The sequence below is a fragment of the Peribacillus saganii genome, assembly GCF_003429095.1.
GTDB lineage: Bacteria > Bacillota > Bacilli > Bacillales > DSM-1321 > Peribacillus > Peribacillus saganii.
On record NZ_QVTE01000045.1, the window covers coordinates 94,571 to 106,458 of the forward strand.

At 41.0% G+C, this 11,888-nt stretch carries 8 protein-coding genes; 4 read left to right on the plus strand and 4 right to left on the minus strand.

The features are described 5' to 3' along the window. Nucleotides 1–34 precede the first annotated feature (34 nt). The gene (locus D0469_RS15665; RefSeq protein ID WP_117327655.1) at nt 35–1,933 is read right to left on the minus strand and encodes a PhoX family protein; all 1,899 of its coding nucleotides are present in this window, start codon (nt 1,931–1,933) and stop codon (nt 35–37) included. 665 nt (nt 1,934–2,598) lie between these two features. Between D0469_RS15665 and D0469_RS15670 the strand changes: the two genes are divergently transcribed. Continuing rightward, nucleotides 2,599–4,266, plus strand: a complete 1,668-nt coding sequence (locus tag D0469_RS15670; RefSeq protein WP_117327656.1) for a 5'-nucleotidase C-terminal domain-containing protein — start codon at nt 2,599–2,601, stop codon at nt 4,264–4,266. 62 nt (nt 4,267–4,328) lie between these two features. Here D0469_RS15670 and D0469_RS15675 read toward each other — a convergent pair whose 3' ends face one another. The 3 genes from D0469_RS15675 to D0469_RS15685 form a co-directional block, all read right to left on the minus strand. Continuing rightward, nucleotides 4,329–5,234, minus strand: a complete 906-nt coding sequence (locus D0469_RS15675) for a DMT family transporter (protein WP_117327657.1) — start codon at nt 5,232–5,234, stop codon at nt 4,329–4,331. Between the two features lie 386 nt (nt 5,235–5,620). Next, entirely contained in the window at nt 5,621–7,078 is a 1,458-nt protein-coding gene (locus tag D0469_RS15680) for an alpha-amylase (RefSeq protein WP_117327658.1), read from the minus strand. Between the two features lie 319 nt (nt 7,079–7,397). Beyond that, on the minus strand, nt 7,398–7,643 hold the full coding sequence (locus tag D0469_RS15685) for an LSm family protein (protein ID WP_117327659.1): 246 nt from the start codon (nt 7,641–7,643) through the stop codon (nt 7,398–7,400). 194 nt (nt 7,644–7,837) lie between these two features. Here D0469_RS15685 and D0469_RS15690 point away from each other — a divergent pair, with 194 nt between their 5' ends. The 3 genes from D0469_RS15690 to D0469_RS15700 all read left to right on the plus strand — a co-directional run bounded on the left by D0469_RS15690 (nt 7,838) and on the right by D0469_RS15700 (nt 11,857). Beyond that, nucleotides 7,838–8,554: a class I SAM-dependent methyltransferase gene (locus D0469_RS15690; protein ID WP_117327660.1), complete on the plus strand. Its 717-nt coding sequence runs from the start codon at nt 7,838–7,840 to the stop codon at nt 8,552–8,554. A 389-nt stretch (nt 8,555–8,943) separates the two neighbouring features. After that, nucleotides 8,944–9,636 (plus strand): response regulator transcription factor, encoded by a 693-nt coding sequence (locus D0469_RS15695; protein WP_117327661.1) that lies wholly within the window; start codon nt 8,944–8,946, stop codon nt 9,634–9,636. Beyond that, a complete protein-coding gene (locus D0469_RS15700; RefSeq protein WP_117327662.1) occupies nt 9,614–11,857 on the plus strand; it encodes a HAMP domain-containing sensor histidine kinase in 2,244 nt (747 codons plus the stop codon). The genes D0469_RS15695 and D0469_RS15700 overlap by 23 nt, the downstream gene beginning before the upstream one ends. The last annotated feature ends 31 nt before the right edge of the window (nt 11,858–11,888 follow it).

Here is an 11,888-nt window from a genome sequence, read left to right on the forward strand (position 1 = left end):
GTTTCAGCAAATTTGGCCGGCCAGCTCTTGAAATTTATTTCCGTGAAATAGCGACCACGGATGGTCTCGGTATGTCTCCCCGAGGCCAGCGGCTGGTTGGGTTCCTCGGGTCTTCAGTTTCCTCCCCAGGATGCTGTACAGACAAGAATAGGGTTTGTTCACCCGGGGCAAACCATGGACCAGTCAATTCAGCTTGAACCGGGGCAGAAGCAAATTGCGTCGCCTTGCCGCGATTGGCTCCTGATGTAGGAATCATGAATAAGCCATTATTGCCGAAAGGTTTGTATGCTCCTGTATTTAATTTATCAGAAGAAATATCTGTGGTAACCCACAAATTACCTGCTGTATCAAAAGCAAGGTTATCAGGGCAAGCAAATCCGCTTTGAGGGCCGCCCGACGCAAAAATTTCATAAACAAATGTAGTACTTTCATGGTTATTGTTATCTTCAACAAGACGCACTATCTGGCCATAATAATTTCCATGTTTTGTATTATTTGTTAAGGCTATGAAGACCGAACCATCCACTGGATGAATCTCAATATCCTCCGGTCTGTCCATCGGGGTACCTTTGGCGAGCTTTGCAGCATCTCTTGTGTTAACAAGTATTTCAGCTTGGGAGCTATATTTCTCTCGCAAGGCAGGTGTTTTTTCTATATCCAGCGGTATCCATCTTCCGCTTCCAAAATCAGCAACATAAAGGGTTCCTTTTTCAAGGAGCTGGCTGTTTTGCTTTCCTGTATCACGCTGGTAAGTTCCGTCACTGACAAATTTATAGACACATTGATCGTTTGCATCATCACCGGAATAAACGACAACACGGCCGCTTTTGCCTACCGTCATTGCAGCGTTCTCATGTGCAAACCGGCCCAATGCTGTATGTTTCTTCGGAGTTGACTTAGGATCTAACGGGTCGATTTCAACAATCCAGCCGTAATGAGTGATATCCATAGGGTTTTCTGGAGTGGACCAATTTTTTACTGTGCCTTCATAATTTTCTTCACCGCTCAAGGCAGTATTCCATAACGTCTTTCCGCCAGAACAGTTGGCCAATGTTCCAATCACCTGTGTGGCGCCATTAACAGCCTCGCTTCCCCTGGCTGGTCCTGTTAAATTGATAGGTGTGTTGGCTGTAATCCGCCGATTATAGCGGGAATCTCTAACAATACTCCACTTTCCTTTATCTGTTTTTCTAATATAGATCACGGAACCGCCCACATTATACTTCTCAATTCGAATTTGTTCTGCGGTCCGTTGTCCCTCACCCATGTAACCTGAAACATACATCCCCAGATTGCCAATATACTCATGATTGACCCAGAGAACGCCTTCATTCGGATTATTTCCAAAATAACAGGTGAAATCGTTATTAAACCCGAACTTTTCACCATTCCCAATATCCTCGCCCCAGGTAGCGACAATGTCATATTGAAAACCTTGAGGAACGATCAATTGATCCCTTGTGGAAGGTCTGATCGCTCTGAACTGGTGAAATCTCTGGCGCTGCCTTTCAACATTTGGATACATATAATTTGATTGCCGGTATTCCGGCTGCTGATAAAATGTGCGGATGAATTGGTCCGCCGGCAATTGATTGATTGGGCTGTATGGCTGCACCGGCGGTTGATTGGCACGGCTATAGGCTTCCAAGGTTAGTTGATCACTTGTTTGGATGGATTGATCATACGGTTGTTGATTATAGAGCTGATTATTTTGATTTTGAGATAGGTAGTAGGATTGGTTGAACTGATTGATAGGCTGCTGATGGCTGAAATGGTTATTTGGCTGGACTGGATGCGGGTAGTTAGATTGGCTGTAAGGGGGCTGATAATCGTACTGAATATATTGATCCTCTGAAGCTTGTAATTTATCTTGTTTATTTTGACGTTCAGGAGGCAAATAATTGTACTGTTCTTCAGGATTATATCCGGACATTTCTGTTCACTTCCTATGTTCATGATGTGTAAAAAAAATCATACTCTTTAAGTATATGAATAGAGGATTAGAAATCAATTTGTACCATTATAAAATTTAAGTGTTGATTTTTCCAAATAGATGTAAAGAACACACATATTTCTTCAGAAACTTCAAGGTATTTGAGATTAAATCCACCATATACACATCAGGTGTACCCTTTACAGACTTTGAAACTTCGCGTAAGTAGCGTATTGTTTCAGCAAAATCCATGGCAATTGCACACGCAATTGCTGCGGTGCTGTTGGATCTGCTTTGTGCCTCTTCTAAGCAGTTGGCGCAGAAATTCTTGCATGGAGATTCGCCAGTCATACAGTAGGAGCTTCTGTAAAAAGGGTCTAACCTGTCATGACCGCACGAAGATTATGGGGAAAATTATCACTCCTCTTGAGTTTTTATTGTCAGGCTAAATATATGTACAGTGCTTTTCCACAATTCCACAAGTCGCTCCTGCCAAACAGTGAAGCAGTTTTGATTCTTCTATAAAAACAAAAAGTATAATTTACAAAAATATAAAATTACCATTACATAAGTTTAAACAAAGTTTTACACTTTCAAATTTACTTTTTTGATATAGTTATTGATAGGTTTCTATTAAATCTTATACCTATACGAAAGGTGAATGAATGATGGATAAAAGAAAGTATCGCAGTGTAAGGAATGTTTTATCAGCAGCACTAGCATTAACACTTTTTGGAGCTCCTTTCATTTCAACCCAAGATAGCACAGTACAGGCAGCGAAAACAGAAGCTGCTGATCATGATAAACATAAAAAAGCAAAGCAATCCCATAAAGAAAATATTCACGTACAATTGCTTGGTCTAAACGATTTACACGGTCAGCTTGATACTGATACAAAATTAGGTACAGCCCTTGCCGGAAGCATGGAATATACAGCTGCAGCAATCAGGCAGCGAGAAGCAACCAACCGGAATACACTTTTGGTACATGCCGGTGACATGCTTGGGGGGAGCCCGCTGATTTCTGCTCTGTTCCAGGACGAGCCGACTGTTGAAGTTATGGAAGCAATGGGCTTTGACGTAGGTACACTTGGCAACCACGAGTTTGATGAGGGAATTGCAGAATTGCAGCGAATGATCAACGGAGGAGACCACCCAAAAGGGACGGACGGCTATGATGGCATGAACTTCCCTGTTGTCGCAGCCAATGCCTTTGACAGTGCAACTGGACAACTGATTACAAAACCTTATACGATTAAAAAAGCCGGAAACAAGAAAATTGGTTTCATTGGTGTTGTTACACAAGAAACACCTAACATGATTGTCAGAAAAGGAAATGAAACACTGCAAATTACAGATGAAGCAGCCGCCATCAATAAATATACAAAAATATTGAAGAAAAAAGGCGTGGAGGCAATCGTTGTTCTTGCCCATAACCCGGCCTCCCAAAGTGGACCCTTAAATGCTTTTGATGCCTCAGAGATTGCTAATAAAGTAGATGATGAAGTGGATGTAATCTTTGCTGCCCATAATCACGTTAATGTTGATAAAGTAGTAGATAATAAATTAATCGTCCAGGCGTACTCATACGGTTCAGCATTCTCTGACGTTGACTTGGAACTTGATCCAAAAACAGGTGAAATCTTAAAGAAGGAAGCGGAAGTAGTTACGGTTTACCAAAAGGATTACACACCAGATCCAAAGGTTTCAGCAATCATTAAAAAGTATGAGGATTTAATAGCTCCCATTAAGGCGGAAGTTGTAGGCGAATCAAAAACTCTTTTACCGACCGGCTATCCTTCTGTAGCAGGTGAGAAGGGTGACACAGGTCTTGGTAACTTAATAGCAGACGGAATGAAAGCTGCAATGAATGCTGATTTTGCCTTAATGAATGGTGGAGGCGTCCGTGCCCAGCTTGATGCTGGTGAAGTCACATTTGGGGAGTTGTTCTCCATTCATCCGTTTGGCAATGTATTAAACAAAGTAAAGTTAAGCGGGGCTGATTTGGAAACTGTATTAAATAATCAAATTACCGATCGCGGCCTTGACTTTCATGTTGCTGGATTTAAGTATACGTACACTTTTGATTCTGCTGCGAAAACAGGAAAAGTTGCCGATATCTTTTTGCCAGATGGAAGCAAAATTGATAAAACGAAAGAGTATACAGTTGTAGTAAACAACTATATGTATGGCAATGTGAAATACGGCATTGCACCCCTTTCTGCTGAGGTAGAGGTCGGACCGGAGGATTTACAAGCGACTGTTAATTATGTGAAAACGTTAAATAAACCATTCGACTACAAAACAGAAGGTCGGATTACAAAAGTTCAATAGTCATTTAGTAAAGTTAAAAGCGGTTCAATATAGGGAATATCCCTACGGCTGAACCGCTTTTTTTAATTAGTATGGTTTGCTGCTTTTTCCGATATTTGAAGAGGTTTTTGTTGGCTTGTGAGGTAAACCCCGATAAACACAAGTATCCCGCCAATAATTTGGATAGAGGTGATGGTGCTCCCCACCAGCAAGCTAAGGATTGCCGTAAATACCGTAAGCAGATTGAGATAGACTGCTGCCCGGCTAGCCCCGATGTGGCGGAGCGATACATTCCAGAAAATGAATGATCCTACCGATGGGAAAATACCTATATAAAAGATCCCCATTATAGCCTGCTTGGAGAGCTGAAAATTCATATCTGTGGCTAATACAAATGGCAGCAGCATAATCAATGCAAGCAAAACGGATACCGCTGTTGCAGAAATGGGCGGGATGCCGTTCAGCTTTTTTCCGATAATGGAATAAAACGTCCACGCCAGGATCGCCAGGATCATGATCAAATCACCTTGATTATAATCAATCCCAAAAATTTGCTGCAGCTGCCCCTTCGTCAATACGAGAAGGACACCTATCAAAGATATAAACAATCCAGCACCGTTCTTTAGGGATATTTTCTCCTTTAGCATCAATGATGAAAAAAGGACAATCAAGGCTGGGTTTATGGAATTAACCAATGCTGCATTCATAGAGGTTGTAAATCTTAAAGCTTCATAGAGAAGAAAATTATAAGCTATTATACCTAAAATGGATAAGACCACAAGAATCTTCCATTGACGCCATACCTTTTTCCAATCAGGGCGCTCAATCCAATGGGCGAGAGGGAACAGCAGGAACACGGCAATCAGCCAACGGGAAAAAGTCAGCTGCAGAGGGGACATCTCCGCTATGACATATTTTCCAAACACATAATTGCCTGCCCAAAAAAGATTGGCCAGGATCAGAAATAACAGGACAAAGGATTTTTTCATAATTAGAATTTCGCCTCTTTTGGTCTAAACGAGATGTTTTCCATTAAATATATCAGACTTTCATCCAAGATGCCATCACTTCACCGCGCTAAATTAATACAACTTCTTTGAAAGTACACCCGTTACCGGTTTTATTCGTCAAATGCGATTCCAAAACCAACATTAACTTCAATTTTTTTTGTAAGAGAGCTATTGAATAAGGTTTTCTTTATATGTTGATTATTGCAAAATGTAATGGATTCATATAGAAAATATGTAACGGAGTTAAGATTGAATATACAGCGTAAGAAAAAATTATCATTGATATTCTATATATCAGGAAAAGGCATCCGTGATGGATGCCTTTCAATACATTTAGGTGTTACTCCTATGTGATAGATACTAATTTACTCCCACAGCCCCCATACTGAGACACTTCCTCCTTTAACGGGAAAGGTTGCGAATCCATCTTCTTCAATGGCAACTTTGTCTTCCCGGTTATGGGTGATGTCTGTCCATATTTCTCCGGCCCGTTCTTCACCTACAAACATTCTTTTTTCACCATCGTCTCCATTGGAAATAACAACCGCACAGCCGGAATACTCAATTTCCGGCACACCTTTGCGCACCCACCCGATGGTATTAGGATGGTCAAAGTAATCTTCTTGCTCCCCGTATGATTTGTGATAGCGGGCATAAAGCAGAGGATCAATGGCTTCTTTTTTTCCGTCAGCAGGCTCCGGACCCTTTATGCCAAAGTAGTCTCCGTAAAAGACACAAGGATACCCGTCTCTTCTAAGCAGGATCAGGGCATAGGCACTTTGCTTAAACCAATCCTGAATCCATGATTCCAATGCCTCATGGGGCTGAGAATCATGATTGTCCACAAACGTTACCGCATTGAGCGGATGGGATTGAACCAAAGTATCATGGAAAATGGTTGTAAGGTCAAACGCATTTCCTGCGTTTGATGCTTCATGTAATTTATAATGGAGTGCCACATCAAATAAATCAATATTGTAGTCTACTTTATCCAAAAATTCCTGGCATGCTGCGAGGTCCGGCTTCCAGAACTCACCTACAAAATAACATTCTCTTTCGCTGCAGTGCTGAAGCATTTCAGCAGTAAAACTTCTGATAAACTCATGATTAATATGCTTTATCGCATCTAAACGGTAACCGTCACATTGTAACGTATCACCAAGCCATTTGCCCCAAGCAATCATTTCCTTCTGCACGACAGGATTGTCATAGTCAATATTGGCGAACATTAAATAATCGTAATTTCCAAATTCATTATCTACATTTTCATTCCAGGATTTATTCTTTCCTTCTATCCGAAAAACTCCGGTTCTCTCCGTTTTAACATCATAATCGGTGCCGTTAAAATGCTCAAAGCTCCATTTGAAGGTAGAATATTTATCACCCCGATTAGGAAATGTGAATTTAGTCCAGCCCTCTATTTCAAATGGTTCTGAAATTTCTTTCGTCCGGTCTTGCTCGTCCACTTCAATCACCTGGAATACTTCCGTTTCATCAGCACCAGCCTTATGGTTCATCACCAAATCAACATAGACGCAAATTCCGTTCTCATGGCATGCTGAAATAGCATCATGCAATTCTTGTTTGGTCCCATATTTCGTGCGGACAGTGCCCTTTTGATCAAATTCGCCGAGATCATATAAATCATAGACACCATAGCCGTTATCTTCTCCTGATATAGCCTTGGTGACCGGCGGGATCCACACTGAATCGATACCCTGTCTCTTCAGCTCTGGAGCCAGTTCTTTCAATCGGTTCCAATGGCCTCCATCTGCGTCCACATGCCACTCGAAAAATTGCATCATTGTATGATTGCGTTCCAACTTCGCTTCCCCCTCGATTATTCAGCAGGTTATTTAAATATCTAACCTATTTACCCACGACTTAGAAACTGTGAACCACTTAACATAAATATTTTTATTAATGCTTACAGTCTATTTTTCTTGGCTGGAACAACCGGGATAAAAAATGAATCTATCCCAGAATAAAAAAGAATGCTTAATTCACCATTTCAGCACTCATTACTGAAATAGTATGGCCCGAGTTTCCACATGGCATTAACGATGGTTTTCAAACCTGTAGTCATAAATAAAAAAGGTGCCACCTGTTAAAAGTGGTACCTTTTGAGAATCCTCTGCATTTTTACCAGAAAAACGGAATGAAAGCCAATGCTGCAATAGCCCCCAGCGCGATTCCTGCACCAAAGCCCCAGCCCCAGCCCCAGCCGTATCCATAACCTCCATAGCTTCTTCCGAATGGGCGAAGATACACCCTATTTGAACTCACCCGGTCGATAATTCCCCGGTGCGTACGGCCGTCGTGCGTTCTGATTTCCACAGCTTTTCCAACTCCCCGGCTGCACATGCTGTAATAACGTGATGCTGACATGTTCACTTCACCTCCGATATTGAAACTTACTTTATGGTATGTCCAAAATTTTTGTTTGAATGGATGAATACCATAAGGAAAGAGTGGAAACAGCATATTGGGTCTGGAATTTTTTTGAAGGTTGGGTGATGTATCATTCCCAATCGTTTACACATAAGATAGACCATGCCAATTTTTAGAAGAGGAGCAATGCTATGACTAGCGCATATCAAGATGCTTTAGCATTTTACGAGATTGATGGTGCTCATCCAGGAGGAATGGCGCTTACAAAAAAGTTGCTTCAAAATGAGAAGATAAACAGCCATTCAAGAGTCCTGGATGCCGGATGTGGAACGGGCCAAACATCCTATTATCTCGCAAAAGCTTTTTCCTGTATTGTGTATGCTGTAGATAATCATCCCGATATGATTAAGACGGCCAAAAAGAAATTTTTAGATGAAGAGCTTTCCGTTAAAGTGTTTAAGGCAAATTTAGAGCGCCTTCCTTTTCCAGAGAATATGTTCGATTATGTCATTGCGGAATCATCCACCATCTTTACCCTCATTCCCAGAACGCTTCAGGAATATTACCGGGTGCTTAAACCCGGCGGTACGCTAATCAGTGTCGATATGGCTGCAGAACAGGCACTCAGTAAAAAGGAAAAAGCAGAAATTATAGACTTTTACCAGATGGGCGATGTTTTCACACAGCATGAATGGATGAACGCTTTAAAAATTGCCGGGTTTCGCTCTGTTGAAATGATAAAATCTAATTCCGTTTTTGGGGAAATGGAGGAAGGTGAATACGAAGAGCAAGCCAGTCCTGAGAAATCCGATCCGGATATGGATGAAGTGCTGGAAGCTCATCAAAAGTTAATCATCAGTTATGGAGATAAGCTGGGATACCGCGTATTTAGAGCAATAAAAAAATAAACAGGATTAGAAAGCCCGAAGCAGAGCGCTTCAGGCTTTTAATTTTAGGTTTTGTTAAAGCTCATTGTTGACACTTTGCCGATTAGTAAAAATAAAGCAGCTGTTTTCCCCGAGACAAATAAAGCCCCGACATGAAATCATATACTTCGGCAGCGATACATCACACGAAACAAAGCTTCAGCTTTGTGAGGATGTGCCGGGGTCGACGTTTGGCCACAGGACATTGCGACATTAACGGTTTTTCCTTTAAACAGGGCGCTTTCACTTTTCTTTAGACAAACTTAAGAAATTCTTAAGTTTTTTGCGAATTGGTTGTTAAGATTTGTTGTCTATTATGTAATTAATCCCAAAAAAAGAAGTGATATACTTCAGAAAGGAGTGTGATAAAGATGAGCAATTATAATGTATTGGTCGTTGATGATGAGAAGGAAATCCGCGATGCGATTGAAATATATTTAAAAAATGAAGGAATTACTGTGATTAAGGCTCAAGATGGCATTGAAGCTATCGAAATCTTGGATAGCCGGCAAATCCACCTTATTATCCTGGATGTTATGATGCCGCGGCTTGATGGTATTTCGACTACCTTTCGCATCCGTGAGCAAAAGAATATTCCAATCATTATCCTGAGTGCAAAAAGCGAGGATACAGACAAGATTCTCGGACTTCAAGTTGGTGCGGATGACTATGTAACAAAGCCGTTTAATCCGATGGAACTAATTGCCCGGGTAAAATCACAGCTTAGAAGATACGTAACCCTCGGTACATACGAAGGAATAAACAAGGTTATAGATTTAAATGGCCTTACTCTTGACCAATCAGCGAAGGAAGTGACAGCACACGAAGAAGTTGTGAAACTGACGCCAATCGAATATAAAATTGTCGAATTGCTGATGACCAATGCAGGCCGTGTATTTTCTATTAACGATATTTATGAACGAGTTTGGAAGGAACCTGGCTACAATGCCGAAAATACGGTGGCTGTGCATATCCGTAAAATCCGCGAAAAAATAGAAATCGATCCGAAAAATCCAAGATATTTAAAGGTGGTATGGGGAATTGGGTACAAAATGGAAAAGTAGTATTGCTCTTGTAGCTTGGGTCCTGCTAATTACATTTGGGCTAAGCGGGGTCGTCTGGGGGGTAACGGACGCCAATCGTTATTTGAAAAAGAACTACTTTCATACGGAGGAGTTTGAGGCAGAGCTGGATCAATTTATAAATTATTTATCCTTCTTTGAGTTAAGTGAAGTAACCAAAGATGACATAAAAAGAAAACTGACCGTAACAGCGAGTGAGATCGAGGAGCATCGAACCCGGTATGGAGATTTACCGGAACAAATCGCCAGTATTCAGGGTCAGTATGAGTCAAGGATACAAGAAGCGCAATACACTAAGAACGACGCAGTAGCCAAGGCATTAATCACAGAAAGGGATAAGAAGATAGAAGACATCTCCAATAATTTTTCCAGTGATGAATATGTGCGGGAAAAAGTTTTAAAAGAAAAGGAACAGGCAATTGAAAACTACTACAATGATCAGGAAAATAACCGTGCAGAGTTTTTAAGATATAAAGCTGCTTTTAAATATTATTTAAAAAATACTGAAACGGAAGATGTTTATACTAATCTAAATATTTCCGAAGATGAATCGATGGAAACCGTTAAGGATGAAGTAATGACAAAAAGTGATATGCTGTTTATCCGCAGCTATCCATCCGAAGGAACTGACTACCTATCCACAGAAGGACGCAACAGCTTCTTTGATTATGAGAATGAGTTCGCTATGCCATCTGTGAAACAAGATGCAAGATTGTTTGAAGGAGTAATTGCCATTCCAAAGTGGTCAGTAACGTCTTCCGCGTCAGTACTGGCAGGGTATCACACTTACCATAACAACCAACAAGTGTTCTTTATCTATACATTAACCGGCCTTGCTGCCCTTTTGATAAGCCTTTATTTATATAAAAGAATTTCAAAAGCACCATTTGTCACAGCTATGGAACTCGTAAGGCCATACTATAACCGGATTCCAATCGACGTAAGAACGATGTTATTGGGATTTACAGGCTTTATCACTCTTTTAGTGCTGGCAAACAGTAATTATATCTTTTATGATCTAAACTATTATGTTATAGATGATATTATTTCAGGCCTTTTTGTCCAAGCACTTTTTGTCTTATTGACCCTTATGCAGGGGATTTTATTGACTGAGCGATTTAAGGATTCTCCCAGGCTCCAGGAAGACTGGAAGAGGAGCTTTCTGCCGAGAGGATACAAGGCGGTTAAAGAAGCATTTGTAAACCGGAAGACTGGGACACAGACATTTTTATTATTGGCATTTGTATTTGTATCGGGAGTGGGGGTCACAGTGTCAGTGATACAGCCGGCTGTATTTGTTGTAACAATCCCCGTAATGATTTTTATCGGGATGCCGATTGTATTTATAATCTTCAAGCGCACAGGCTATTTTAATAAGATTGCCAGCACCACAAGTGAACTGGCACGAGGCCAATACCCTCAGGATTTGCCGGTAAAGGGAAGATCCGCTCTCGCTGAGCTTGCTGGAAATATTAATACACTAAAAACGGGCGTGAAGATCTCGCAAAAGGAACAAGCGAAAAGTGAGCGCTTAAAAACGGAGCTGATTTCTAATGTAAGCCATGATCTGCGAACACCATTAACCTCGATCATTACGTATACTGAACTATTAAAAACTCCTGATCTGCCAGAGGAAGACAGAAACTCTTATATTCAAATCATTGACCGGAAATCAAAACGGCTGAAGGTACTGATCGATGATTTATTTGAAGCCTCAAAAATGGCAAGCGGGAGTGTGGACCTAATAAAAGAAAGAGTTGATATTGTTCAGCTCTTGCAGCAGGCACTTGCTGAACATAATGAAACGATTAAGGAATCAACATTGCAATTCCGAGTGACAAATCCGGATAAGCCTGTCTACGCAATTGTCGATGGACAGAAGCTTTGGCGTATGTTTGATAACTTAATAGGCAATATTTTAAAGTATTCCTTGGAAAATACGAGGGTCTATATTTCACTTAAAGCAGAAAAAGATCAGGCCATAATAGCCTTTAAAAATGTCGCCAAATATGAAATTGGTGAAAACACAGATGAACTGTTTGAAAGGTTTAAGCGCGGTGATACGTCGAGGCATACCGAAGGCTCCGGGCTAGGGCTGGCGATAGCCAAATCAATCGCTGACCTGCATGGCGGGAGTCTCGATATTGAGGTCGATGCCGACTTGTTTAAAGTCATTGTAACCCTCGAAATTGTGGAAGCGTAATTCTGAGTTCGCAAAACCCGATTTATTTCTT